The sequence below is a fragment of the Pseudomonas sp. S49 genome, assembly GCF_009866785.1.
In the GTDB taxonomy this organism is placed as follows: Bacteria; Pseudomonadota; Gammaproteobacteria; order Pseudomonadales; family Pseudomonadaceae; genus Aquipseudomonas.
The window spans coordinates 5,394,625-5,421,445 of sequence record NZ_CP019432.1 but is presented as its reverse complement, the minus strand read 5'-3'; the positions used below and the strand labels follow the sequence as shown (position 1 = coordinate 5,421,445).

Genomic DNA, 26,821 nt, shown 5'->3' with positions numbered 1-26,821 from the left:
CCGCGCACGCCTTGATGGCGTGACGGCAGGCAGATCAAGAGGCCGCGTGAAACCATGTTTCACGCGGCCTCTGCGTTTTTGACGTTCTCTATCACCGAAAACTCAATCAGGGATTCGGCTTTGCAGGATCAGTCCAGTCTCGACCAGACGCTGGGACATCTCTTCCAGGCTGGCAAATTCGACGTCATTCACGCGCTGCCAGGCGGGTCGGTGGATGGAGAACTTGCCGTCGCTCAAGCGAGTGATTGCAGTGCGCTGGAGCATGCCTTGCTTGCTGCGATGGATCAGGGTGTAGGCGTCGCCGGTTTTCTTGAACAGATACATGCCGCGCCTATGCAGCAGATTTTCCAGCGTCACCTCGCTCCAGTTCACCTCGGGTGCCTGGACTTTCAAGCGCAAGTCGGCGCGAAGCAGATCCAGATTGCCTTGTCTGGCGCCACTGCCAGGAGAGCTGCCGCGTGGTATTTCAATGCCCGGATCGACATCCACACCCAGTTCCTCATCGGCTGCGACTTCATCAATACGCAGGCCGATCCCTCTCTTCAATTCACTGACGCCCGCCAGCCCTCTGAAGGTGTTGGTGTTGTGAGCATCCGTTACTACGATCCATTTTTCCGGGCTGTTGAGGTAAGCATCCCCCGTCATGATGTCGTTGGTCAGGTAGGTGCCCATCATCTGCTCGTCGACGGGGGGCAGCGGTGTTTTCATTTTGTAGCTCGCCGCGCAGGCGATGGCTTGAAGCCGAACACCGTGGCTTCTGGCGACCTTGACCAGTTCAATCGGGTTGAAACGCCCGCCCGGGTCAGTGCCGAGACTGCTCAAGTAGGTGTGCAAATCCGCAGACATATCGCCGCTCGTGAAGTAGCGGTTCAATTCCACTTGAGCGAAGTCACTGAGCAGGCCACGCATGTAGAGCGTTTTCGCATGCCGGGCCAGCGCCGGCATGTTTTCAATCAGAAAACGCATACTGGCGATGCGGTCGAGAGTTGCTCCCACCACCAGTCCTGAAGCGTTTTCGAAAATTCCGTCGATGAGGTCGGCCAGTGGCATCAGGCGGTTGATCTCGGGGATCGACGGACGCGCAGGCTGGGTAATCCACGGTAGGTTCTTGAAAAAGCTTCTGGCTGAGCGCTGCAACAGCTGGCGTTTGCCGACTGCATACAGCTCGAACGGATCTTCGATGCCAAGACCGCCAGCACCGTCGCTCTGCATTTGGGCATGGGTTTCATCCAGGTTCAGCGCCCAGCCCTTTATCGAGCGGCGCACAGTCGGATCGATATCGTAGGCGCTGCGCACAGCGCGTGGCGGGCGCGATGTCGACGGTTGCGGATCTGCCAGCGGTTGCGCGGGCGTCTCGGGCGCTGCGGGTTCGAAGGTGTCGAGTTGGATATCGGGAGTGCATTGCTTGCCCATGCATTGTCCGCCACCCTTGAGTCCCAGCGCCGGCATCCGCTCCCATTCACCGGCACCATTGAGGCGAATCGGCAAGGAGTGGACAAGCTGGTTGGGCCTTTGCGGATCAACGATTGCCCAGTCGCCAGCGCCATTCGAGTCAGCGAAATAACGCACGTAGTACGGATTGTCGTTCATCAGAATGGCGTAGGGCGGATCAGTATCGAGTCGGTAAATACCCTGGTATTTACCGGACTCTTCGCCGAGTGCGGTGCCATCGAGCAATTCGTTGCACTGATAACGTTCGGGCACCGGTGGAGGTGCAGCCTTTTGTGCTGGAACCAGCACCGTTTCATCAAGATTCGGCACGGCAATGTCGACATCGTCCGGCACCATGATCTGTGTCGGGTTTTCAGCTTCGACGGAGGGGCTCAGGAATTCGCTGTACTCGGCCATTTCAGCGGCCTCAGCCGCATCGACCTCAGCGCCCACCTCCAGCATCGGCCCGGTGCCGATGAGCAATGGAAGGTTGAACAGCAGATTGATGCCATTGAGCACCGCACCCAGTACGCCGGCCTTGCGCTCGGCCCTGGTTTTAGCGTTTTGCGCCTGATCGATATTCAGGCCCATGTTCGCGAGGGTGGCACCAATCACCGGCAGCGCCAGCGGCCAGCCGACAGTGGCCATCGGCCCAAACGCTTTGAGGCCGGCACTCAGGTAGCCGATCCACAGTTTTTTGCGCAGATCGCCATTCGATGTCAGAGACAGCTGAGCTTCTGCGAACATCGCCTGACGGGTCGAATCGCGTAGCCAACTGAACGCATCATCAGTCAACAGCAGGTTTGTGCGGTTGATCAGGTGATGGTCGGCCCGGCCCCAGGTGCCGACCAGCCGATTCATCAGGTCGGTCACGTTCTCGGTCATGTGCTGACGGTCGGCGAGTGCAAAATGCTCCATGAAGGCCGCGCGGCGGTTCGCGTCGTTCATTTGGTCAAGCACCCACCAGTGCAGGTCTGCGGCCGTCTCCTTGACCACGAACGCCTTGGTTTCACCGGGCAGGTAAATAATCTGCCGGCCACCGGGATCGACAATGCGCAGGAGTTGCGTGGCGACATGCCCGTCAATGTCGAAGGCGTATACATCCCCGCTCGCCATGTGACTCGCTTGCAGCATGCTCAGGGTTACCGGCCAGCTGACAGGCCCCACTACCGAGTCGACCAACCATTGAAAGTCACTGCCGGTGAGTTGCCCAAGGTCGAGCGCCTGCACCGCGCGGCTGAGGAAATTGCACTTGGCCAAGGTGCGGAAATCATCGGCGTGGCTGTTCCAGAAGTCCGTCAGAGTGGCGCTGTAATGACCACTGAAGTCGAGGCTCCAAAACGATTTCAAGACCTCATTGCCATGCAGGCGAACTTGGTTTTTTTCGTCGAAGTTTTCGCCCTGCGGACCCTCTGTATAGAAGCCGCCGTACAGATCGAGAAGATCGGCGTTGTCTTGGTCGGTGGCGCGAAAACGATGAATCACCAGTTGTGTCAGCGTTGTCGATTCGTAGGGTTTTTCGCGGATGTGCTCCCACCCGGTAAACGAGCGAGTGCTGCTCTGGGCTGTCTTGAAACGATGGAAATACACCTGATCCGGATCAAGGCTCGACAAGCCTTTTGCTTCGAGCAGATCACGCGCGGCTTCGCGTGCTGCATCCTGCAGGCCGGGGCAGTTTTGCACGACAGTAAAGGCGATCCGCTTGAGAGCTGCTTTGTCTGCCGGGCTCGGCAGAGGAGGTTGCTGGGCTGCGTTCATGCTTTCTCCATCCTTGAGAAAATGAAGGCCGAGCATGGCCTGTTCGCTCAAGGGGAGTGCACTACATATGTACCGCACATTGTCGTTCGAAACGTGCGGGGGTCAGCGTCGTGCCACGTCGGAGAAGTAAAACTTGTCCAGGGTGTGCCGCGATTCGGTGTACTCGAACTGACGACCGTCCTGGAGGAAGGTCTGGTTGCTGACCACGATCACATGGCTCTGGCCATCGAGGTCCAGGTGCAGTTGATCGTCCTTGCTGCGCGGCACCGCTTCGATGGTGCGCTGGGCGTAGGCAATCTGTAACTGCAAGGTCTGTTCGATATGCGCATAGATCGACTGCTCGGCGATGTCGAGGGACAGGCCGGGAATCACATCGCTGACAAAGTGGTTGATATCGAGGATGACCCGTTTGCCATCGATCCGCCGCACGCGTTTGATCCGCGTGATCAGGCTGCCGGGCTCGGCATGGATGTGCTCGAGCAGCGCGCCTTCAAGCGGGATCTGGCTCAGTTCGACTACCTCGGTGCTGACATCGTTGCCGAGGCGCGGATAGGTCTCTTGAAAACTGACGATGCCGCCGAGCTGAAATTCGATCGGATTGGTCGAAAGCACGAAGGTGCCTTTGCCATGGATCTTCTGCGCAAAACCGCGTTCCTGAAGCAGCTCGATCGCCTTGCGCACCGTGCCGCGGCTGGCCTGATAGCTGTCCATCAGTTCGGTTTCGGAAGGCAGGCGGGCGCCGCGCTCCAAGCGCTCAGTCGTGATGCTGGCCAGCAGATCGCTATAGATCTGGTTGTATTTACTCATGGGGAGGCTCGGTGCCGACGGTGCTCAAAGCTTCGAACCTTAAGGCCAGGGTAGGGCTTTGTCCATGTGGACGATGGAAACACCTTAGGGTCCAGTAGGAAAATTCGTCGTTGGTCTGGTGGGAACATACATAAACAAACTCGTCTGTACGAGTTGTTGCATTAACTCGTACAGACGAGTATTTTTCGCTTCGGCGTGCTGCCAATAACAACAATCCACAGCGGAAGAACAAGCATGAGCCACGACTATCCGAACATTGCCAGGCAATTGCTGCACAGCCTCGGTGGCAGCGACAACCTCGAACAGGCCGCCCATTGCGTCACGCGGTTGCGACTGGCCCTGAAGGACCCGAGCCTGGTCGACACTGCGACGCTCAATCAGATCGATCTGGTCAAAGGCTCGTTCTTCACCGGTGGTTTGTATCAGGTGGTAATCGGTCCGGGCGAAGTGGAAAAGGTCTACGCCGAACTGCGTCGGCAGACCGGCCTCGCTGCGTCGACCATCGCTGACGTCAAACAGAAAAGCGCCGAAAAGATCAACGCCATGCAGCGTCTGGTGCGGGTGTTCTCCGACGTGTTCATGCCGATCCTGCCGGCGCTGATCATTGCCGGCCTGTTGATGGGCATCAACAATCTGCTCGGCGCCAAAGGCATGTTCATCGAAGGGCAGACCCTGCTCGATGCCTACCCGAAACTCGACGGGCTCTGGAGCCTGATCAATCTGATGGCCAATACCTCGTTCGTGTTTTTGCCGGCGCTGGTGGGCTGGTCAGCGGCCAAACGTTTTGGCGGCAGCGAGATCCTCGGCATCGTGCTCGGCCTGATGCTGGTGCACCCGGATCTGCTCAACGCCTGGAACTACGGCAAGGCCGTGGCCGGGCTGGACGGGCAGCAACTGCCGTACTTCGACATTCTCGGCTTGTTTCAGGTGGAAAAGGTCGGTTATCAGGGGCAGATCCTGCCGATTCTGTTGGCGGCCTACGTGATGAGCGTCATCGAAAAATGGTTGCGCGCCCGCGTGCCGAACGCCATTCAATTGCTCGTGGTGCCGATCACCACCATCGTCGTCACGGGGGTGCTGGCGCTGGCGGTCATCGGCCCGGTGACCCGCCACATCGGCATCTTCATTACCGAAGGGCTGGTCATGCTGTTTGACCTGGCGCCGATGGTGGGCGGCGCGATTTTTGGACTGCTGTATGCGCCGCTGGTGATCACCGGCATGCATCACATGTTCCTCGCGGTCGATCTGCAATTGATCTCGACCCAGGGCGGTACTTTCATCTGGCCGATGATCGTCATGTCCAACCTCGCCCAGGGCAGTGCAGCGCTGGCGGTGTTCTGGATGACCCGTAATGCACGGGACAAGAGCATGGCATCGACCTCGGCGATTTCCGCTTATTTCGGTATCACCGAACCGGCGATGTTTGGCGTCAATCTGCGCTACAAGTTTCCGTTCTATGCCGCATTGACCGGTTCGGCGCTCGGCTGCGTATTCCTCTCGCTGAACAAGGTTCAGGCCTCGGCCATCGGTGTCGGTGGCCTGCCGGGCCTCATCTCGATCATTCCGCAGTACATCCCGATGTTCGTCATCGGGATGCTGATTGCCATGCTCGTGCCGTTTGTTCTGACCTGTGCATTGAGCATGAAGATTGTCCGGCCCGGTTATCGGGTTGCCTGACATTATTGAAGGAGTTGCGCCATGCAAGACTGGCAGCGTTCGGTGATCTACCAGGTCTATCCGAAGAGTTTTCATAGCCACGCCGGCAACCCGACAGGGGATCTGCGCGGTATCGTCGGCAAGCTCGACTACCTGCACTGGCTGGGCGTCGATTGTTTGTGGATCACGCCATTCCTGCGTTCGCCACAGCGCGATAACGGCTATGACATCAGCGATTACTACGCCATCGACCCGAGCTACGGCAGCATGGCCGATTGTGAATTGTTGATCGCTGAAGCGGGCAAGCGCGGGATCAAGCTGATGCTCGACATCGTGGTCAATCACACCTCGATCGAACATGTCTGGTTCCAGCAGGCGCGCAGCAGTCTCGACAACCCTTACCGTGACTTCTACATCTGGCGTGATCAGCCGAACAACTGGGAGTCCAAGTTCGGCGGTTCCGCCTGGGAATATGAAGCCCAGACCGGTCAGTACTACCTGCACCTGTTCGACCACACTCAGGCCGACCTGAATTGGGATAATCCCAAGGTGCGCGCCGAAGTGTTCAGGATGATGCAGTTCTGGCGGGACAAGGGCGTTGGCGGTTTTCGTCTGGACGTGATCAATCTGATCTCCAAGCCCGAAGACTTCCCCGAAGACCACAGCGATGGCCGACGTTTTTATACCGACGGGCCGAATGTCCACGCGTACCTGCAGCAGATGCACCGCGAAGTCTTCGAAGGCCACGACCTGATCAACGTCGGCGAGATGTCGTCGACCAGCCTTGAACACTGCGTACGTTATTCGAATCCGCAGTCGAAAGAATTGTCGATGACTTTCAACTTTCATCATCTGAAAGTTGATTATCCGAACCTGCAGAAGTGGGTGCGCGCCGACTTCGATTTCCTTCAACTGAAGAAAATCCTGTCCGACTGGCAGACCGGCATGCAGGCCGGTGGTGGCTGGAACGCGCTGTTCTGGTGTAACCACGATCAACCGCGAGTGGTTTCGCGCTTCGGCCATGACGGTGAGTACCGTGAACTGTCGGCGAAGATGCTCGGCATCGCACTGCACTTTCTGCAGGGCACGCCGTTCGTGTATCAGGGTGAAGAACTGGGCATGACCAATCCGGGGTTCGAATCGATCGAGCAGTATCGCGATGTCGAGACGCTGAACATCTTTCGCCTCAAGCGCGAAGCCGGCAGCAGCGATGCCGAGAACATGGCGGCGATCATGCAGAAATCCCGCGATAACGGTCGTACACCGATGCACTGGGACGCCGGCCCGAATGCCGGTTTCAGTAGCGTCGAGCCGTGGATCGGCGTACCGGCCAATGCCGCGCAGATCAACGTTGCCCACCAGCTTGATGACCCGGAATCGGTGCTGCATCACTACCGCCGTCTGATCGCGCTGCGTCGCCACGAACCGTTGATCACTGAAGGGCTGTACCGACAATTGCTGCCGGAACATCCGCAAGTCTGGGCGTATGTGCGTGAAGGTGATGCCGAGCGCCTGTTGGTGGTGAACAACTTCTACGGGACACCCTGTGAAGTGGAATTACCGGCGACGGTCATCAGTGAGTCGATGAGACAGCGACAGTTGATCAGCAATTATCCGGACGGCGCGTTGCGCAAGCGACAAGTGATGCTGCGACCTTACGAGTCATTCGTCGTGCACCTGATCGATCCCTGACATTTAACTAAAAAACCAGCTTTCAAAAAAAACACGCAGTGCACTGCGCGGGGGATTTTTGCGCGCCGAATTCATGCAACCAGACAATAAAAACAATGGGGTGGCTTATGAAAACAACAATAAATCGCAGCCTTGCAGTCGCAGGTTTTTGCCTGGCCTTACCGCCGACTTCACAAGCGCTGGAGTTTGGCGGTTACTTGCGTAGCGGCGTCGGTACGTCGGTCAACAGCAGCGGTCAATCGTGCTTCCAGTTACCCGGTGCGCAGACCAAATATCGCTTGGGTAACGAATGCGAGCAGTACGGTGAACTGGAACTGCGCCAGGATTTGTACACCCTCGACGACGGTTCGGTGCTCAGCGTCGATGGCATGGCCTCGTTGTATAACCGCTACGACCGCAGCCCCACCTTCAAAGAAGACAATGGTTCGATACGCTTGCCGCAGGCCTACGCACAGTGGTCGGCGGTGCCTGCGCTCAATGGCGGTTCGTTGTGGGCGGGGCGCCGTTACTACAAGCGAAATGACATTCACATTTCCGACTTCTATTACTGGAACCAGAGCGCCACGGGAGGCGGGGTCGAAGACGTGCTGATCGGCGACCTGAAATACAGCTACGCCTTCTCGCGCAAGGACAACCTGTACCAGAAGGACTACATCAATCGGCACGACTTCAACGTCGCCGGTTTCAAGACCAATCCTGGCGGTGAGCTGGAGTTCGGTTTGAGCTACATCGACAAGCCTGACAGCCGCGATGCCCACCGGGGCTGGGCGATCACCACGCAACATGTGCAGACAGGCTTTCTCGGCGGCAAGAACAAACTGGCGCTGCAATATGGTGAAGGGCCTGGCACCGGGCTGGGTTATACCGGCAACGTCAAACTGGACGACAGCAACAAGAGTTACCGGATCGTCGAGTTTTTCGACTGGCAGGTGACCCCGCGTTTTGGTGGACAAGTCGCTGCGGTGTATCAGAAAGACATTCGCCCTGACGGTGCCGATCAGAACTGGATCTCCCTGGGCGTGCGTCCCACCTACGCGCTCAGCGAACACTTCAAACTGGTGAGCGAACTGGGCCACGATCAGGTCGAAGCGCCGGGCGGCACGCGCAAGCTGAGCAAATTCACGTTTGCCCCGACCTGGTCGCCCAAGGGGCCAGAGTTCTGGGCGCGTCCCGAGGTGCGTCTTTATTACACGTATGCCACCTGGAACGAGGCCGCCAAGCGTGCGGCCAACCAACTGGCGAAAGGTTCGGCGTTGTCCGACACCGGCGCCTTCGGTAATGCCCGCCACGGTGCGAATGTCGGATTGCAGGTCGAATACTGGTGGAAATAAGCGATGCTGATGGAGCATTGCGCTCCATCGGCACTTCAACGCATAAAAATGCAGGTGACGTCATGGCCACACCCCAACAATTGCAACTGCTGGCTCCCTTGTCCGGTGTCCTGATGGCGCTGGACGAGGTGCCCGATCCGGTGTTTTCCGGGCGCGTGATCGGCGACGGTCTGTGCATTGACCCGACCTCGTCGACCCTGTGCGCACCGCTGGCCGGGATCATCAGCAACGTGCAGGCCAGCGGCCATGCCGTCAGCATCACCGATGACCATGGCGTTCAAGTGTTGATGCATATTGGCCTCGATACGGTGAACCTCGCCGGGCAAGGCTTCACCTCTCTGGTCGAAGAGGGGCAGCGGGTTGCAGCCGGACAGGCGCTGATCGAGTTCGATGCCGATTACATTGCCCGCCATGCGCGCAGCCTGTTGACCCTGATGTTGGTGGTCAGTGGTGAGCCGTTTACCTGGCTGAGCGCGCCGAGCGGACGGGTCGAAAGCGGCAAGCCGTTGCTTGAGCTCGCCGCAGTGCATGCAATCAGCGAAGTGGCTGTCGCGGAAGAGGGCCAGGTGCTGTTTTCGCAAACGTTGAGACTGCCCAACCCCAATGGCCTGCACGCGCGTCCGGCTGCGGTGTTCGCGCAAGCAGCAAAGGGGTTTGGCGCAAGCATCTGCCTGCACAAGCAACAATCCCAGGCCAACGCCAAATCCCTGGTGGCGATCATGGCGTTGCAGACCGCGTTTGGTGACAGTGTGCAGGTCAGTGCTGTCGGTACAGATGCAGACGCTGCAATCAATACACTGACCCGCTTGCTGGCCGAGGGCTGTGGCGAAACGGTAGCAGCAGTGGCACCTGTCGAGGTGGTTGAAGTCGAGACGCTGACGCTTCTGCGTGGGGTCTGCGCATCACCCGGTTCGGCGTTGGGCCAAGTGGTGCAGATCAGCGAGCCGGTCTTCGACGTCAGCGAGTTCGGCGGCGGAGCAGACGTCGAGCGCGAGGCCTTTGCCAATGCGCTGATCGAAGCGGATCTGGCCTTGCAGCATTTGCGTGATACCGCCGCTGGCGAGGCCGAAGCCGAGATCTTCAAGGCGCATCAGGAACTGCTCGAAGACCCGGGTCTGCTCGATCAGGCCCAAGCGCTGATCAGTGCGGGCAAAAGTGCGGCATTCGCCTGGCGCTCGGCCACGGACGAGACGGCGGCGATGTTTCGGCAACTGGGCAGTGCGTTACTGGCCGAGCGGGCGGCGGATCTGACCGATGTCGGGCGTCGCGTGCTCAAGCTGCTTTTGGGTGTTGGCGAGCAGGCGCTGGAGCTGCCGCAAGGGAGCATTCTGATCGCCGATCAACTGACTCCATCGCAAACTGCCCGAATCGATACCAGCAAAGTGTTGGGTTTTGCCACGGTCGGTGGCGGGGCGACCAGCCACGTGGCGATTCTCGCCCGCGCCTGTGGCCTGCCGTCGATCTGCGGGGTGCCGGTGCAAATGCTCGCACTGAGCAATGGCACTCAGGTTTTGCTCGATGCTGACAAAGGTGAACTGCAGGTGCGTCCTGACCCCGCGACGATCCATCAATGGCAGGCTCGCCACACGCAGCAGCGTCAACGCCATGAGCATGAACTGGCCAATGCAACGCTCGCCGCCAGGACCCGTGACGGGCATCACGTCGAGGTATCGGCTAATGTCGCTTCATTGTCCGAAACCGAGCAGGCGATGGCTTCGGGTGGCGCGGGCGTCGGCTTGCTGCGATCGGAGTTCCTCTATATAGGGCGCAACCATGCGCCGAGCCATGACGAACAGGTCGCTACTTACAGTGCGATCGCTCGCTGCGTCGGATCTGCACACAATCTGGTGGTGCGCACCCTCGATGTCGGCGGCGACAAACCGCTGGCCTATGTGCCCATGGACAACGAAACCAACCCGTTCCTGGGGGTACGCGGCATTCGCTTGTGTCTGGAGCGCCCGCAGTTATTGCGCGAGCAGTTCCGGGCCATGCTCGGCTGCTGTGATCTGACACGTTTGCACATCATGTTGCCGATGGTCACGCAGCTGTCGGAGCTGCGTCAGGCGCGGCAGATGCTGGATGAGGAGGTGCTGGCGCTGGGGCTGACGGAACGGCCGAAGCTGGGGATCATGATCGAAGTGCCGGCCGCAGCACTGATGGCGGATCTGTTTGCGCCGCTGGTGGATTTCTTCTCGATCGGCACCAATGACCTGACGCAGTACACCTTGGCCATGGATCGCGATCACCCGCGCCTGGCCAGTCAGGCGGACAGTTTTCATCCATCGGTCTTGCGCTTGATCGCCATGACCGTGAAGGCTGCGCACGCCCATGACAAGTGGGTCGGTGTGTGCGGGGCGATGGCCTCTGAACGTCTGGCGGTGCCGTTGTTGCTGGGGCTGGGCGTGGACGAGCTGTCGGTGAGCGTGCCGATGATTGCGTCGGTCAAGGCAACGGTGCGCGAGCTTGCGCTGGCGGATTGTCAGATCATCGCGCAACAGGTGCTCGGTCTGGAAAGCGCCGGGCAGGTGCGCGAGGCGTTGCAGCTGTTTCACGAGGCAACCGTCGATACTTTACGGGTTCTGGAGAACTGAACATGTTCGATCAATTGCAGAAGGCATTCTGGAAAGCCCTGACACCGGATCTGGTCGCGGACACACCGAAAGCACCGGCCGAGCCGACTGGCGAGTTGAGCGCCGCTATCGTTGCGGCGCTGGGCGGAGTGGATAATCTTCAATCGCAGCAACCGCTGGCGCTGACGCGGGTGCGGGTTGTTTTGCGTGATGTGTCGAGCATGGATCAACAGGCGTTGAGCGCCGCTGGTATTGCGGGCGTCATGCCCTTGGAGGGTGGTGTGGTGCATTTGATTACCGGGCTGCGACCGTAAGCCGATCAGTGGCGTGCGGCCTCAGGTCGCCCTTACTGTTTCTCAACCGCAGGTGTATCGTATTCGCCTTTTACGGGCCTTCAGGGGTCTGTCGCTGATACGTGAGGTAGTTGAGTTCATGTCCTTTACCCGTCGCCAAATCCTCGGTGGCCTGGCCGGTCTTGTTGTCGTTGGTGTCGGAGCGGGGGGCGCGTCGCGTTATTGGCTCGGGAAAATGGCTGACGCTGAGGCTGGGCACGATTACGAGCTGATCGCCGCGCCACTGGACGTGGAGCTGGTGCCGGGGCACAAGACCGAGGCTTGGGCATTCGGCCCGTCGGCGCCGGGCACCGAGTTGCGCGTGCGTCAGGGTGAATGGCTGCGGGTGCGCTTCATCAACCATCTGCCGGTGGCGACGACCATTCACTGGCACGGCATTCGTCTGCCGCTGGAAATGGACGGCGTGCCGTACGTGTCGCAACTGCCGGTGTTGCCGGGCGAGTACTTCGATTACAAGTTCCGCGTACCGGATGCCGGCAGTTACTGGTATCACCCGCACGTCAGCAGCAGCGAAGAACTCGGTCGCGGGCTGGTCGGGCCGCTGATCATCGAAGAGCGCGAGCCGACCGGATTCAAGTACGAAAAGACCCTGAGCCTGAAGAACTGGCATATCGATGACGAAGGCAATTTCGTCGAGTTCAGCATCCCCCGCGAAGCAGCGCGTGGCGGTACGGCGGGGCGCTTGTCGACCATCAACGGCGTGCCCTTGCCGGTCATCGATCTACCGGCCGGGCAGATCACGCGGGTGCGTTTGCTCAACCTCGACAACACGCTGACTTACCGCATCAACATTCCCGGCGTCGAAGCGAAGATTTATGCGCTGGACGGCAACCCGGTCGAACCGCGGCCATTGGGCAAGGAATACTGGCTCGGTCCGGGCATGCGTATTTGTCTGGCGATCAAGGCGCCGGCGGCGGGTGAAGAGCTGTCGCTGCGCAACGGGCCGGTACGTCTGGGCACGCTGCGTTCGGTGGCCAATAACGATGCGCCGACTGACTGGCCGAAAGCGCTGCCCGCCAACCCGGTAGCTGAGCCGGACCTGGCCAACGCCGAGAAACTCAACTTCAATTTCGAATGGGTCGGTTCGGTGTCGGTCGATGTCGACAACGGGCGGCCGCCGAGCCTGTGGCAAATCAACGGCAAGGCTTGGGACATCACCGACAAGACCTGCGCCGATCGACCGATCGCCAGCCTGAAACTGGGTCAGAGCTATATTTTCGAACTGAAGAACATGACTCAGTACCAGCACCCGATCCACCTGCACGGCATGAGTTTCAAAGTGATCGCGTCGAACCGGCACAAGATCATTCCGTACTTCACCGACACTTATCTACTGGGCAAGAATGAGCGCGCGCAAGTGGCGCTGGTGGCCGATAATCCAGGGGTGTGGATGTTCCATTGCCACGTGATCGACCACATGGAAACCGGCCTGATGGCCGCCATCGAGGTGAAGTGATGCGCCAGATTCGCCCTGCCGCGATCATCGACCGCAGCCGTGATCGCGACTTCATGCGCGAAGCCCTGACCCTCGCCGCACAAGGCGCAGCGCTGGGTGAAGTGCCGGTCGGCGCAGTGCTGGTGCAGGATGGCGAAATCATCGGGCGCGGCTTCAACTGCCCGATCAGTGCCAGTGACCCGAGTGCCCACGCGGAAATGGTCGCTATCCGCGCGGCCGCGCAAGCGGTGGATAACTATCGGCTGCCGGGAAGCACCCTGTATGTGACGCTGGAACCGTGCAGCATGTGCGCCGGTTTGATCGTGCATTCGCGGGTGGCGCGGGTGGTGTATGGGGCGCTGGAGCCGAAGGCGGGGATTGTGCAGAGTCAGGGGCAGTTTTTTACCCAGGGATTTTTGAATCACCGGGTGTTGTATGAAGGGGGGGTGTTGGCCGAAGAATGTGGCGCCGTGCTGACCGAGTTCTTCCGCGCCCGAAGAGCAAAAAGCCCCTCACCCTAACCCTCTCCCAGAGGGAGAGGGGACTGACCGAGCTGGATGGGCGAGGTCCGCCGACCTGAGATACCGAGTCGAACTCAAGTTTTGAAAAGCCCAAAGATCGGCTCCCTCTACCAGTGGGAGAGGGGACTGACCGAGCTGGATGGGCGAGGTCCGCCGACCTGAGATACCGAGTCGAACTCAAGTTTTGAAAAGCTCAACGATCAGCTCCCTCTCCTAGGGGGGAGGGCTGGGGGTGAGGGGTGGGCTCACCGCGGTGTTTGGGCGATTGGATTATTTACGAGCGACAATCACCGCCCGCATCGGCGCCGGCAGACCTTCGATGGTTTTGCTGTGATCTTCCGGATCAAGGAAATCACTCAGCGACTGATACTTCATCCACTCAGTCCCGCGCTGTTCTTCGACCGTCGTGGTGCTCACATCCACGCAACGAATATCGGTGAACCCCGCACGACGTAACCACAATTCCAGCGCCGGCACCGACGGCAGGAACCACACGTTACGCATCTGCGCATAACGGTCTTCCGGCACCAGCACCTGATGCTTGTCGCCTTCAACCACCAGCGTTTCCAGCACCAGTTCGCCGCCCTTGACCAGGCAATCCTTCAGCGCCAGCAAATGCTCGATCGGCGAACGGCGGTGATAGAACACGCCCATCGAAAACACCGTGTCGAAACCTTCGAGGTTCGGTGGCAAGTCTTCGAACGGGAATGGCAGGTGCCAGGCGTTCGGCTCGGACAGGTAACGCTGCACTGCCTGGAACTGGCAGAAGAACAGCCAGTTCGGATCGACACCGATCACACTGTTCGCGCCGGCACCGAGCATGCGCCACATGTAGTAGCCGTTGCCGCAGCCGACGTCGAGGATGCGTTTGCCCTTCAGGTCCAGATGCGGGGCGACGCGCGACCATTTCCAGTCCGAGCGCCATTCAGTGTCGACGTGCACGCCAAACAGATCGAACGGCCCTTTGCGCCATGGCGACAGACCCATCAGTGCAGTACGCATCTGCGCGCGGGTTGCGTCGTCGCAATCGGTGTCGAGTTTCAGGCCGTTAAGCAGATCGATTTCGCTCGGCTGAATTTTCGGCAAGGCATCCAGCGCACTTTGCCAGCGCTCCAGATCGCCGTGGCCTTTCTCCATTTTCTTGTCGAGTTGCGCTTGCAGAGTGTTGGCCCATTCGGCCAGCGGTGTACCAGCCAGACGGCGGGCGAGGGGGGACAGATCAATCATGGCAAGGCAATCAACGAGGCAAAGTTAAGACACTGGAACCACGGCACGACTTTCGAGAACCCGGCGGCCAACAGGCGTTCGCGGTGTTCTTCGAGGCTGTCGGGCTTCATGACGTTTTCGATGGCGCTGCGCTTCTGGGCGATTTCCAGTTCGCTGTAGCCGTTGGCGCGTTTGAAGGCGACGTGCAGATCGGTGAGCAGCGCATGTTCTTCGGCATCGTTGAAGCGCAGCTTCTCCGAGAGAATCAGCGCGCCGCCCGGTAGCAGCGATTGGCGGATGCGTGAGAGCAACGCGGTGCGCTGATCGGGAGCGATGAATTGCAGGGTGAAGTTCAGCGCCACCACCGAAGCCGGTTGGAAATCGAGGGCGAGAATGTCGCCTTCGATCACTTCCACCGGCAGCAACTCCTGGAACATCGAGTCCTGACCGTTGAGGTATTCGCGGCAGCGCTCAACCATCGCCGCCGAGTTATCCACAGCGATCACCCGGCAACCGTCGGTGCGCACGTGACGGCGCAGCGCTTGAGTGACCGCGCCCAGCGATGAACCGAGGTCGTAGAGCACGCTGTTCGGCTGGGCGAACTGCGCCGCGAGCACGCCGAGGTTTTCGACAATGGTCGGGTAACCCGGCACCGAGCGCTTGATCATGTCCGGGAACACCCGCACCACGTCTTCATTGAAGGCGAAGTCAGGCACCTGGGCCAAAGGCTTGGCGAAAATACGATCGGGTTCTTTGCTCACGGCGGTTCCGGCGGTGTAAATGGAAAGGCCGGCATTTTAGCCAAAAGGGCGCGGGGATGCTTGGGTTGTCTGATAAAGCGTTTTTTTGCCGGTGATCGTTCCCACGCTCCGCGTGGGAATGCCGCCCCGGACGCTCCGCGTCCCTGCGCAAATGACGCAGAGCGTCACAGGATGCATTCCCACGCGGAGCGTGGGAACGATCAGATCCGTTTAGTCTGGGAGAACGCCGAGGCCGCGATGCCCCACTGGCCCAGCCAGTAGCTGAGGATGATGACGTAAGGTGCCGCGTGGAAAGGGGCGACGAAACGGTCGATACCGATCACGCTGTCCGAAAATACAAACGCCAGCGCACCACCCGCCGCCAATAGCGCCGAACGTTTCGGCACATCGGTGCCCAAACGGGCCAGCGCGCGCCAGAGCATCGCGCTGATCGCCGTGCCATAAACAATCACCGGCACCAGCAATGGCCCAAGACCGCTGGAAATCAGAAAACCCAGCAGTACCGCGCCCACTCCGAGGGCAAGTACCAGCGGCAAAATCGCCAGACGCTTGCAGTCACTCAGATAAGCCTTCAGATAAGCCAGATGCGCGACCAGAAACGCACCGAGGCCAAATACAAACAGGTCCCCCGGCCAGGCCAGCAACACATCACCCAGCAACGAGAAAATCAGACCGAGACTGATCCAGCGCCGATAGTCGCTGGGTGGCGCATCGTGCAGCCAGCCTAGCAGCGCCAGCACCGGCAGCGGTTTCACCAGCAAACACAGCAACGCCGCATGGGTGCTGACGCCGTAGAGAAACGTCACCGCGCCCATCAGCGCCAGAATCAGCCAGCCCACGATCAATTCACCGAAATGGCGCAGTCAAAGGTTTCCACTGGCAACACTTCTGGTGCCCACGGTTGTTGCGAAGTCAGGCGCAGGCGCCCGGTGCCGGGGGCGAAGGCCTGAAAGCGCCAGGTCGACAAACCCGCTGCGCCGACCACGCCGGCATCTTCCGGATTGCTGTAGACCTCTGGGCTGAGGGCGCGGAGCACGCCGCCGGCGGAATCCTGAATGGCCCAGCGATAACCCGTGGTCGGGTTGCTTGGCAGCATGATGATGAGGTTTTGTCCGTTGGTGAGCCGCACCGGGCATTCGCTTTGTTTTTCCACGGTCACGTTGTGTTTCGGTTGCGTGGCGCAGGCGGCCAGCAACGAGAGGGCGAGGGGGAGAAACAGGCGAGTGGGGGACATAAGGTCAGCGGCTCCGGCGTTGGCGACGAACGGCGAGCATAACTGAAGATGAGACAAAGTGTGACAACGCCAAGCCCTCACCCTAGCCCTCTCCCAGAGGGAGAGGGGACTGACCGGGGGATATTCCAGAAGTCCACCGACCTGAAATAGATCATTGAATCCATAATCGACTTGGTGTTTCAAGTCGATGTATAGCGCAAGACAACTCGGTCGGCTCCCTCTCCCTCCGGGAGAGGGCTGGGGTGAGGGGGGCTGTCAGAACAGGATCTTCGCCACATCGGTAAACTTCTTCGCGAAGTGCACCGTAATCCCTTCCTTCAGATAATCCGGCAGTTCCTCAAAATTACCCCGATTCGGCTCCGGCAAAATCAGCTCGAAAATCTTCTGCCGCCGCGCTGCAATCACCTTCTCGCGCACGCCGCCAATCGGCAGCACATGGCCGGTCAGGGTCAGTTCGCCGGTCATCGCCACACCTTTTTTCGGCGGTTGATTGCGTGCGAGCGAGAGCAGGGCGCTGGCCATGGTTACGCCGGCGCTCGGGCCGTCCTTCGGTGTCGCGCCTTCTGGCACGTGCAGATGGACGAAGGCTTCGTCGAAGAACTTCGCGTCACCGCCGAACTGTTTCAGGTGCGAGCTGACGTAGCTGTAGGCGATCTCCGCTGATTCCTTCATCACATCGCCCAGTTGCCCGGTGAGTTTGAAGCCACGATTGAGCGTGTGAATCCGCGTCGCTTCGATCGGCAATGTGGCGCCGCCCATGCTGGTCCACGCCAGCCCGGTAATCACGCCGGTGCCGGACAGCACTTGCTCGTTGCGGAACACCGGGTGACCCAGTGACGCTTCGAGGTCTTTCGGCCCGAGTTTGATCACGGCTTTCGGCTCGTCAATGAGCTTCATCACGGCTTTGCGCACCAGTTTGCCCATTTGCTTCTCGAGCTGGCGCACGCCGGCTTCGCGGGCATAACCGTCGATCAAGGCTTTGAGCGCGCTGTCGCTGATGCTCAGGCTGCCCTTGGACACGCCGGCCTTTTCCAGCAGTTTCGGCCACAGGTGACGCTTGGCGATGGCGACTTTTTCTTCGGTGATGTAGCCCGACAGGCGAATCACTTCCATCCGGTCCAGCAACGGGCCGGGGATCGAATCGAGGGTGTTGGCGGTGCACACGAAGAGGACTTTCGACAGGTCCATGCGCAGGTCGAGGTAGTGATCGAGGAATTCGACGTTCTGTTCCGGGTCGAGGGTTTCCAGCAGCGCCGAGGCCGGGTCGCCCTGGTAGCTCTGGCCCATTTTGTCGATCTCGTCGAGCATGATCACCGGGTTCATCACTTCGACGTCTTTCAACGCTTGCACCAGTTTGCCTGGCTGCGCGCCGATGTAGGTGCGGCGGTGGCCCTTGATCTCGGCTTCGTCACGCATGCCGCCGAGGCTGAAGCGGTAGAACGGCCGGCCGAGGGATTCGGCGATGGATTTGCCGACGCTGGTTTTACCCACGCCCGGCGGGCCGACCAGCAGCACGATGGAGCCGCTGATCTCGCCTTTATAAGCACCGACGGCGAGGAATTCGAGGATGCGATCCTTGATGTCGTCGAGGCCAGCGTGGTGTTTGTCGAGGACCTTGCGCGCGTGCTTGAGGTCGAGTTTGTCGTCGCCGTAGACGCCCCACGGCACCGAGGTCGCCCAGTCGAGGTAGTTGCGGGTGACCGCGTACTCCGGCGAGCCGGTCTCGAGGATCGACAGTTTGTTCATTTCCTCTTCGAGGCGTTTCTGCACCTGCGCCGGCAGGACTTTGCCCTCTAAACGCTGTTCGAACTGCTCAAGATCTGCGCTGCGGTCGTCCTTGGTCAGGCCAAGTTCCTGCTGGATGACCTTGAGTTGTTCCTTGAGGAAGAACTCGCGCTGATGCTCGCCGATCTTGCGGTTCACTTCTGCCGAAATTTCTTTTTGCAGGCGCGCGACTTCGACTTCCTTGCGCAGCATCGGCAGGACTTTTTCCATGCGCTTGAGCATCGGCACGCAGTCGAGCACTGCTTGCAGCTCGGGGCCGGTGGCCGAGGTCAGGGCGGCGGCGAAGTCAGTCAGCGGCGATGGATCGTTGGGGCTGAAGCGGTTGAGGTAGTTTTTCAGTTCTTCGCTGTACAGCGGGTTGAGCGGCAGCAGTTCCTTGATCGCGTTGATCAGCGCCATGCCGTAGGCCTTGACCTCGTCGGTCGGCTCGGTGGGCTGATGCGGGTATTCGACTTCGACCAGATACGGTGGGCGGTGGTGTTTGAGCCAGGTTTTGATGCGGACGCGGCTCAGGCCTTGGGCGACGAATTGCAGTTTGCCGTTCTCGCGGCTGGCGTGGTGGACTTTGACCAGCGTGCCGTATTGCGGCAGGGCGCCGGTGTCGAAGTGGCGCGGGTCTTCCTGGGGCGTGTCCATGAAGAACAGGGCCAGGGAATGGTGTTCGGATTTGCTGACCAGTTCGAGGGTTTCGGCCCAGGGTTCTTCATTGACGATGACCGGCAGGACTTGGGCCGGGAAGAACGGGCGATTGTGGATCGGGATGATGTAGACCTTGTCCGGCAGGTTCTGGCCGGGCAGGGCGAGGCCTTTGCCGGAGGAGGTGTGTTCGATGTTTTCGGCTTCGGTGTAGTCGTCGGGGTTTTCCGGGAATTCTTGCTGGTCGCTCATGGGGCACCTGCGCAATGGGGTATGGGTCTTAGATGGGGCAGGGTTTGGGTGGTTTCAATGGGAGGGGATGTTTCTGCTTGTGTGTTCAGGGTTTTGACAGGGTTCACGCTTTTGACTTGGCGGCCTTTGGGCCGACCAGGTTCTTGGGGTTTTGGGGGTATATCCGTTGCTTCGGGTGCTGCGGCTGGCGGTTTCGCCCTTACGGCGACTCACTTTTTTGACAAACGCCTCAAAAAAGTAAGCAAAAAAACGCTTGCTCCTACGTGCGGCCCGCTCGCTGAGGCTCGGGGTTCCTTCGCTGCGGGGTCGATCCGGGCGCAGCGCCTACGGTTTGCTTCGCTGCACCTCCTCTCGCTGTGTTTGGCTGCGCCAAACGGTCGCTGCGCTCCCACGCCCGGATCAACCCCTCCACTCAGCCTTCCGACGTCGCCCTTGGATCAAGATCAAGATCAAGATCAAGAGCAGGCGAGCTGACACTCGGCCTATTGAGTGGTGAAAAGCACGGGTATTCGGCTTTGGGTTTGTGGTGGGTTTGCCCTCACCCCAGCCCTCTCCCGGAGGGAGAGGGGGCCGATTTGTGTGCTTTTCAAAGCATGAGTTCAACGCGTTATTGCACGTCGGCGTATCCCTCCCTGAGAACTCGGTCAGTCCCCTCTCCCTCCGGGAGAGGGCTAGGGTGAGGGGCTTTTAGCTGTGTGGCGGAGGTTGGGATATTTCGTGGTTATCCAGCACGCGGTTCACCGCCAGTTCGGCGAGCATGATGATTTGCTGTATCGCCAGAATCGTGCGCCTTTGCGGCAGGTCAATGTAGGCGGCGATGTCGCTGGTCATCAGGCTGGCTTGGGCCAGGGATTCGCAGGCGTGGACCAGCAGGCTTTCGCTGTCCTGCTCGGGGGCCACCTGGAACATGGTGCTGGGTTTGTGGAAGCGCAGGGTTAACGCGTTGGGTTTGAGGTAGTGGTCGAGGGCGCGTTCGGCGGCTTCGTGGAATTTCTTCGAGCCGGGGAATTCGTAGGGGGTGGTGTCTTCGGTTTCGGGTGGATTGGGTGTCGGCTTTTTCATCTGTTACTCCTCAGGAATTGGGCCTTTCCTCTGATTGCCGCGACGCAAAAAGAGGGTGGCAGCTGTACGCGGGTTCGCGGACCGACCTGAGCATTCGGCATACCCGAAGGTATCCCGCGTACAGCCACCATAAAACAAGCACTCGGGGTGCTGCTGTTAAGCGGCGGCAATTATGCCCCAGAAGTCGGGCCGCGACGCCCCATCGCTGAATTTGCAGCGACCCCCCGAGCCTATCCAGCCTATTTCCGAGGCACAACCGACGCGACTTGTCGGAAAACTCCGCGCAATCACCAGCGTCTGTAGGACAAGCACATTTCCCACAGACCAACACTTTTCAACCTGTGGGAGCTAGCCTGCTAGCGATGGGGCCCTGTCAGTAAACAGAGATGTTGAATGCCAGACCGCAATCGCTAGCAGGCTAGCTCCCACAGGTGATCTGCGGTGTATTCAAAAACTGGCGTGCACAAAAAAGGCGATGTCCCTCACGAGACATCGCCTTTGAAAGGCTTATTCCGGCAGTTTGTACGCAATCACGTAGTCACCCATCTTGGTGCCAGACCAAAAAGCGAGGCGGGCTGACACTCGGCCTATTGGCTGACTTGGTCATTGCGGGCTTGCCAACAATGGCACCCTGACTGCCAACCCATTTCTCTCAGGTGGACTCACATCTTCTGCAGGAGCAGTCTTCGGCAGCTCGGCTATAACGTTTCGCGCCATTAACTCTATTTGATCTGAAGACCTGTCAAGTCTGACAGTTATGTATTGGTCGATTCCCCGACATGATTGTCCTTCAACTTCGAAATTTAATGGAACTGAATATGGCAATCGAGAAGGTTGTAAATTCCAGTACTACCGGCACATTTACGGCCAAGATTCAGGGACGCCCTGACTTTGTCCCTAACCGGGTCAGTGTCTTTTTCGATGGCGAGTATTATCACTGCTCCGGGTTAGAGGAGGGCCCGGATACCACGGTCTTCAGAACTCTGTACTTTCATGTGAAACACGGTCCATCAAACCAGCAATCAACCGTTGAACAGATGTCATATATAGGCCGATCAGGCCATGACATTGAAAAGGCTGTAGCCAAGGACGGTACGTTCACTATCGATTTTGATGCGCAGGCTCAGCACTTCAAGATGTCTTTCCATGCAGTTGTCAAGGATCCGGTATTCGGCAGCTTCGACATTCTCGGGCGCTTTGATCTGCGTAACGAATGACATCAATGCCTCTCCCGCTCTTTGGCGAGGAGGTCGTGCGCGGGGCGGGTGGGACAACCCAGGGACAGAACCCGCACGCGCACGGCGCATCATTTGGCTTTTTCATAGTGAAACTCCGAATGATAAGTGGGGCTATCACTCTCAATCACCGCGACGCGACGGAGGGTGGCAGCTGTACGCGGGTTCGCGGACCGAGCCATTCGGCAATCTCGGCATACCCGAAGGTATCCCGCGCACAGCCACCATCAAACCAGACAACAAGCACCTGAGCGCTCCGGTTTGGGCCGGCGATTAAGCATCGAATCGAATGAACTGCTCGGGCCGCGACGCCCGTTCGCTTAATTTGCAGCGACCCCCCGAGCCTATCCAGCCGATTTCCGAGGCACAACCGACGCGACTTGTCGGAAATCTCCTCACGATCACCCACACCTGTAGGAGGAACAATTCTTCGTGTAGGAACGGACAAGGGGGCGTTCCTCGTCACGGTATTGCCCACTTATTCCTGATCATGCTGGGAGTTACTTCGAAAACGTTGCAAAACCTGTGATTTCTGACAGTAGACAATTTTCCTGGAACGCCCATGCTTCAAGGGCGCTCTTCGTTTTGGCCGTTGGCGCAATCTGTGAATTCAAGGAGATGAACTCATGACCGGTGAAGACATAAAGTACAAAGGATGGGGTATTCGCGAACACCTCGAAAACCTGCCGCATACCACGCGTTATCAGCTTGTTTATCCCTGGGGCTTGCTGGGTGGTTTTTTCCCGACACTGATAGCCGCCCAGCGGGAAATCGTTCTCCAGTTAGAGCGCCAATCGCAAGAGGCCAGATCATTATCAATACCTCCGTTACATCTGCTCAGGTAGAGCGTATGCAGGCAGTGGATTGGTTAAAAAAAAGGCGATGTCCCTCACGAGACATCGCCTTTTCATTTACCGCCGCTAAATCTTATTCCGGCAGTTTGTACGCAATCACGTAGTCACCCATTTTGGTGCCCAGCGAACCGTGACCGCCGACAACCAGCAGCACGTATTGCTTGCCGTCCTTGCCGGTGTAGGTCATCGGAGTCGCTTGGCCACCTGCTGGCAGACGCGATTTCCACAACTCTTTACCGCTGTTCACGTCGTACGCACGCAGGTACTGGTCGAGGGTGCCGCTGAGGAAGCCGACGCCGCCAGCAGTCACCATCGAGCCGCCCATGCTTGGGACGCCCAAGGTGAAGCCGATCGGGATTGGCGAGCTGTCGCGGCTGGTGCCGTTCTTGCGTTTCCACACGACTTTGCTGGTGGTCAGGTCGATACCGGCGACGTAGCCCCAGGCCGGGGCCTGGCACGGTACGCCGAATGGCGACATGAACGGGTGCATGATCACCGCGTATGGCGCGCCGGTGTTCGGTTGCACGCCAGCGGTTTCGCTTTCGCGTTTGCTGCCGGCGGCGACTTGCTCGCGTGGCACCATTTTCGACACGAAGGCCATGTAGTTCGGGCTGGTGAACAGCATTTGGCGAACCGGATCGACCGAGACGCCGCCCCAGTTGAACACGCCGACGTTACCCGGGTAGATCAGGCTGCCCTGTTCCGACGGCGGGGTGTACTGGCCTTCATAACGCAGTTCCTTGAACTGGATGCGGCACAGCATTTGGTCGAACGGGCTCGCGCCCCACATGGCTTTTTCGGTGAGTTCCGGGGCCAGCAGGTTGAGGTCCGAACGGGCCTGGGTCGGTGCAGTGTGGTCGCCTTTCACGGCGCCTTGCGGTACCGGGATTTCCTTGATCGGGATGATCGGCGTGCCGTCACGACGGTCGAGGACGTACAGGCTGCCCTGTTTGGTCGGGGCGATCAGCGCCGGTTTCACGCCGTCGGCGGTTTTCATGTCGAGCAGGGTTGGCTGGCTGCCAACGTCCATGTCCCACAGGTCGTGGTGGGTGAACTGGTAGTTCCAGCGCACTTTACCGGTGGCCAGGTCGAGGGCTACGACGCCGGCGCTGAATTTCTCGGCGCCCGGGGTGCGGTCAGCGCCCCACTGGTCTGGGGTCTGGTTGCCCAGTGGCAGGTAGACCATGCCGAGTTTTTCGTCGACGCTGGCCAGCGACCACATGTTGGCCGAGTTGCGGCTGTAGGTTTCGCCCGGTGCCAATGGCTCGGTGGCGTCTGGCTTGTCGCTGTCCCAGTTCCATACGAGGTGACCGTCGCGCACGTCGAAGGCGCGGATCACGCCCGATGGCTCGTTGGTCGATTCGTTGTCGGTCACGTGACCGCCCATGATCACCAGATCACGGGTAATCGCCGCTGGCGAGGTGGAGTAGTAGCCGCCAGCGGTGAACGGGCCGATGCCTTGGGTCAGGTCAACCACGCCTTTGTTGCCGAAGCCTTCGCAGATCTTGCCGGTGTCGGCGTTCAGGGCGATCAGACGGGCATCAGCGGTTGGCAGGTACAGACGACGCGGGCAGGCCTGAGCAACGGCTTTGCCGGCTTCGGAAATCACCGCCGAAGCTGCGTTTTCAGTTTTCGCGTACGCGGCTTCGTCGTAGTACGACACGCCACGGCAGGTCATGTGGGCGAAGCCTTTGAAGCCGACCGGGCTCTTGATCTGCGGGTCGAAGCGCCACAGTTCTTTGCCGGTGTCCGGGTCCAGAGCCAACACTTTGCTGTGCGCGGTGCAGGCATAGATCATGCCGTTGGCTTTCAGCGGGGTGTTTTCGTTGGTCAACTCGACCGGGTCATCTGCGGTCGGCAGGTCGCCGGTCTGGATGCGCCAGGCTTCTTGCAGCTTGCCGACGTTGGCCGGGGTGATCTGCTTCAGCGGCGAGTAACGGTCACCGAACTCGGTGCGGCCATAGGCCTGCCAGTCGCCATCGGGCATGGCTGGCGCGGTGCTGGTGGTGTCCGCAGTGTCGCGGCCCAGCTCGCCGAAGGTTTCGCCCGGGTGGGTGAACAGGCTGGCCAGAGCGGTAACGCCGGCCAGCACCACGGCGACGGTCAGACCGCCAGTGCCCAGCGGCGCCGGGCCGTCAAGCAGCAGCGGACGACGGAACCACGGCAGCAACATCACGAAGCCGAGGACGAACCACAGGGCCAGACGTGGCACCAGTTGCCACCAGTCCAGACCGACTTCCCACAGCGCCCAGACGGTGCTGGCGAACAGAACGATGGCGTACAGGCCCAGCGCCGCGCGACGGCGCATCAGCATCAGAATGCCGGACAGCGCGATGCCGATACCGGCCAGCAGGTAGTACAGCGAGCCGCCGAGCATGCTCAGCTTGACCCCACCGGCCAACATGGCCAGGCCCATCAGTAGAAGCAGAATGCCGAGCAGGCTCGGTAGCAAACGGCCCCGACTCGAAGCACTTTCGGTGCTCATAGTGTGATTCTCCGTGACGTTTTATGTAGTCCCGCGCTGTAGTCACTTTAGATGACGATTTGGCACAGGCATGGTTCAGATAAAAACTTGTCTAGCTAACGAAATTTCCTGTGGGAGCGAGCCTGCTCGCGAAAGCGGTGTGTCAGACGACTTCGTTGGTGAAGTTGAAATTGCTTTCGCGAGCAGGCTCGCTCCCACATTGGATCTCAGCGGTTTTCTAGAACGAGGACTGGATCTTGATCCCGCCGATCAGGGCGTCGTCGACGTTGTTCACGCCACCGGGGTGGCGGATGTATTGCAGGTTCGGGCGTACGGTCAGCCAGTTCGTTACATGCACGCCGTAATACAGCTCGGCGCTGTATTCGGTGTCTTGCGGCGGCAGGAAGGACGGATCGTCATAGTCGTAGACCGCATTGGCACGGTTGCTCGCTTCGGCGTTTTTGCGGAAGGCCGGGTTGACGTGCACGCGGGCGAGGGCGAAACCGATGTCATCCTTGGCGCGCGCGTCGAACGGGCCTTTGTAGGTGATGCCGGCCTGCACGTAGTTGTCGATCGCGTTGGTTTTCTTGTCGTGCATCGTGCCGTTGGCGAACACGCTCAAGCCGCGACTGTTATCGCTGGCGACGCTGGTGATTTGCTGCTGAATACCCAGCCACACGCCGTGTTTGCTCGACGCGCTGCGGTAGGCTTCGCCGCTGAGAGCCGCCGGTTGGCCGTGGCTGTCTTTATAGACGTCGCTGGCCTTGGCGTTGCTGTAGTAGTAACCCGCGCGGTATTCGCCCGGCAGGCCGTTGAGCTTCGGCGTCCACACCAGTTCGATCGGCAGGATCGCGCCCTGGGTGCCGCTGCCGCTGAGTTTGAAGCCGTTGCCGCGATCGAGGTTCGACGGGTTCTGCTCGTAGGCGCCGACCTGTGCGTACAGCTCCGGGGTCAGGTGATATTTGACGCGCAGCGCCCATTGGCTGACCGGCCAGTTGTACCAGATGCCGCCGACCCAGTTGCCGACCTGCGAACCGCAGAACGCGAGGTTCTGGAAGTCGCACGGGAAGCTGTTGAAGTCTTCGCCTTCGCCGAAACGGCCGACCTTGATGTCGAGTTTCTGATCGAAGAATTTCTGCTGGTACCACATCTGCGTCAGGCGTGTGGTCTGGCCACGGCCCCAGACTTCCTGGGCCGAGGTGAAACCACCGACGCGCGGATCGTTGATGCGGTCGTTGCTGATGTTGTTGCCGCTGCGTTTGGTGATGGTCAGTTGAAACTCGGCGTCGTCCCAGCCGAGGATCTTTTGCAGGTCGAGGTGGGTGCCGAGGCCGAACTGATCGCTGTAACGCGCGGTGCGGTCATGGTCATAGCCACCATGCAGGTTGCTGCCCATTTCACCGGTGTAATCGAGTTTGAAGTCGTAGCCTTTTTCCGAGAGTTCGGTGCGCGTGCCGTTCCAGTCACCGAGCATGTACGGTGATTCACTGTCGAACGCGGGCGCCGCTTGAGCGCAAGTGGCGAGGCCAAGAGCGGTGCAGCCGCCAAGGGTGCGCAGGATTGAGATAGCGCTGTCTCGGGAGAAGGAAAAATCGGGCATGGATAAGTCTTTTTTTGGTGTTTTCGGGGTGCGAGCTGAGTGCTTCAATAAGTCGCAGGCAGTGAAGCGATTCAGCTGAAGGGCGGCAGGATAATGATCTGTTACAAAAAGACAAAGGCCTTTTGTGAACATGCAGCGTTTCGGATTCGGTAACAGTGCGGCAAACGGGCGCATTGTC

At 59.5% G+C, this 26,821-nt stretch carries 19 protein-coding genes; 9 read left to right on the top strand and 10 right to left on the bottom strand.

The window, feature by feature from the left end:
* Positions 1 to 102 precede the first annotated feature (102 nt).
* Together PspS49_RS23770 and treR are read right to left on the bottom strand one after the other, a co-directional pair.
* Positions 103 to 3,189 carry a membrane-targeted effector domain-containing toxin gene (locus PspS49_RS23770; protein ID WP_160041702.1) on the bottom strand — a complete coding sequence of 1,029 codons (3,087 nt, stop codon included), beginning with the start codon at positions 3,187 to 3,189 and terminating at the stop codon, positions 103 to 105.
* Positions 3,190 to 3,291: 102 nt separating this feature from the next.
* Positions 3,292 to 3,996 (bottom strand): trehalose operon repressor, encoded by a 705-nt coding sequence (gene treR, locus PspS49_RS23765; RefSeq protein WP_122844573.1) that lies wholly within the window; start codon positions 3,994 to 3,996, stop codon positions 3,292 to 3,294.
* Between the two features lie 234 nt (positions 3,997 to 4,230).
* Here treR and treP point away from each other — a divergent pair, with 234 nt between their 5' ends.
* The 7 genes from treP to tadA all read left to right on the top strand — a co-directional run bounded on the left by treP (position 4,231) and on the right by tadA (position 13,554).
* The gene (gene treP, locus PspS49_RS23760; protein WP_160041700.1) at positions 4,231 to 5,673 is read left to right on the top strand and encodes a PTS system trehalose-specific EIIBC component; all 1,443 of its coding nucleotides are present in this window, start codon (positions 4,231 to 4,233) and stop codon (positions 5,671 to 5,673) included.
* Positions 5,674 to 5,694: 21 nt separating this feature from the next.
* Entirely contained in the window at positions 5,695 to 7,344 is a 1,650-nt protein-coding gene (gene treC / locus PspS49_RS23755; protein ID WP_150750443.1) for an alpha,alpha-phosphotrehalase, read from the top strand.
* A 107-nt stretch (positions 7,345 to 7,451) separates the two neighbouring features.
* A complete protein-coding gene (locus PspS49_RS23750) occupies positions 7,452 to 8,675 on the top strand; it encodes a carbohydrate porin (protein WP_127929649.1) in 1,224 nt (407 codons plus the stop codon).
* 62 nt (positions 8,676 to 8,737) lie between these two features.
* Positions 8,738 to 11,266: a phosphoenolpyruvate--protein phosphotransferase gene (ptsP, locus tag PspS49_RS23745; protein ID WP_160041698.1), complete on the top strand. Its 2,529-nt coding sequence runs from the start codon at positions 8,738 to 8,740 to the stop codon at positions 11,264 to 11,266.
* A 2-nt stretch (positions 11,267 to 11,268) separates the two neighbouring features.
* On the top strand, positions 11,269 to 11,559 hold the full coding sequence (locus tag PspS49_RS23740; protein WP_150775817.1) for a PTS transporter subunit EIIB: 291 nt from the start codon (positions 11,269 to 11,271) through the stop codon (positions 11,557 to 11,559).
* A gap of 118 nt (positions 11,560 to 11,677) precedes the next feature.
* Complete coding sequence (locus PspS49_RS23735; protein ID WP_150750441.1) at positions 11,678 to 13,054, top strand: multicopper oxidase family protein; 1,377 nt, start codon at positions 11,678 to 11,680, stop codon at positions 13,052 to 13,054.
* On the top strand, positions 13,054 to 13,554 hold the full coding sequence (tadA, locus tag PspS49_RS23730) for a tRNA adenosine(34) deaminase TadA (RefSeq protein ID WP_150750440.1): 501 nt from the start codon (positions 13,054 to 13,056) through the stop codon (positions 13,552 to 13,554). The genes PspS49_RS23735 and tadA overlap by 1 nt, the downstream gene beginning before the upstream one ends.
* Before the next feature lie 270 nt (positions 13,555 to 13,824).
* Here tadA and cmoB read toward each other — a convergent pair whose 3' ends face one another.
* The 6 genes from cmoB to PspS49_RS23700 form a co-directional block, all read right to left on the bottom strand.
* Positions 13,825 to 14,781, bottom strand: coding sequence for a tRNA 5-methoxyuridine(34)/uridine 5-oxyacetic acid(34) synthase CmoB (cmoB, locus tag PspS49_RS23725; RefSeq protein WP_160041696.1), 957 nt, complete (start codon positions 14,779 to 14,781; stop codon positions 13,825 to 13,827).
* Positions 14,778 to 15,521, bottom strand: a complete 744-nt coding sequence (cmoA, locus tag PspS49_RS23720) for a carboxy-S-adenosyl-L-methionine synthase CmoA (protein ID WP_007916813.1) — start codon at positions 15,519 to 15,521, stop codon at positions 14,778 to 14,780. The genes cmoB and cmoA overlap by 4 nt, the downstream gene beginning before the upstream one ends.
* 200 nt (positions 15,522 to 15,721) lie before the next feature.
* On the bottom strand, positions 15,722 to 16,360 hold the full coding sequence (locus PspS49_RS23715; protein WP_174245083.1) for a lysoplasmalogenase: 639 nt from the start codon (positions 16,358 to 16,360) through the stop codon (positions 15,722 to 15,724).
* Between the two features lie 2 nt (positions 16,361 to 16,362).
* Positions 16,363 to 16,755, bottom strand: a complete 393-nt coding sequence (locus tag PspS49_RS23710) for a protease inhibitor I42 family protein (RefSeq protein WP_007916811.1) — start codon at positions 16,753 to 16,755, stop codon at positions 16,363 to 16,365.
* Positions 16,756 to 17,010: 255 nt separating this feature from the next.
* Positions 17,011 to 19,428: an endopeptidase La gene (gene lon, locus PspS49_RS23705; protein ID WP_160041694.1), complete on the bottom strand. Its 2,418-nt coding sequence runs from the start codon at positions 19,426 to 19,428 to the stop codon at positions 17,011 to 17,013.
* A gap of 687 nt (positions 19,429 to 20,115) precedes the next feature.
* On the bottom strand, positions 20,116 to 20,490 hold the full coding sequence (locus tag PspS49_RS23700) for a DUF6124 family protein (RefSeq protein WP_160041692.1): 375 nt from the start codon (positions 20,488 to 20,490) through the stop codon (positions 20,116 to 20,118).
* Positions 20,491 to 21,308: 818 nt separating this feature from the next.
* Here PspS49_RS23700 and PspS49_RS23695 point away from each other — a divergent pair.
* Both PspS49_RS23695 and PspS49_RS23690 read left to right on the top strand, forming a co-directional pair.
* Positions 21,309 to 21,707: a hypothetical protein gene (locus tag PspS49_RS23695; RefSeq protein ID WP_160041690.1), complete on the top strand. Its 399-nt coding sequence runs from the start codon at positions 21,309 to 21,311 to the stop codon at positions 21,705 to 21,707.
* Positions 21,708 to 22,351: 644 nt separating this feature from the next.
* Positions 22,352 to 22,570 (top strand): hypothetical protein, encoded by a 219-nt coding sequence (locus PspS49_RS23690; RefSeq protein ID WP_160041688.1) that lies wholly within the window; start codon positions 22,352 to 22,354, stop codon positions 22,568 to 22,570.
* Positions 22,571 to 22,652: 82 nt separating this feature from the next.
* Here PspS49_RS23690 and PspS49_RS23685 read toward each other — a convergent pair whose 3' ends face one another.
* Positions 22,653 to 25,064 carry a glucose/quinate/shikimate family membrane-bound PQQ-dependent dehydrogenase gene (locus PspS49_RS23685; protein WP_150750436.1) on the bottom strand — a complete coding sequence of 804 codons (2,412 nt, stop codon included), beginning with the start codon at positions 25,062 to 25,064 and terminating at the stop codon, positions 22,653 to 22,655.
* A gap of 217 nt (positions 25,065 to 25,281) precedes the next feature.
* A complete protein-coding gene (locus PspS49_RS23680; RefSeq protein ID WP_160041686.1) occupies positions 25,282 to 26,643 on the bottom strand; it encodes a carbohydrate porin in 1,362 nt (453 codons plus the stop codon).
* Positions 26,644 to 26,821 lie beyond the last annotated feature (178 nt).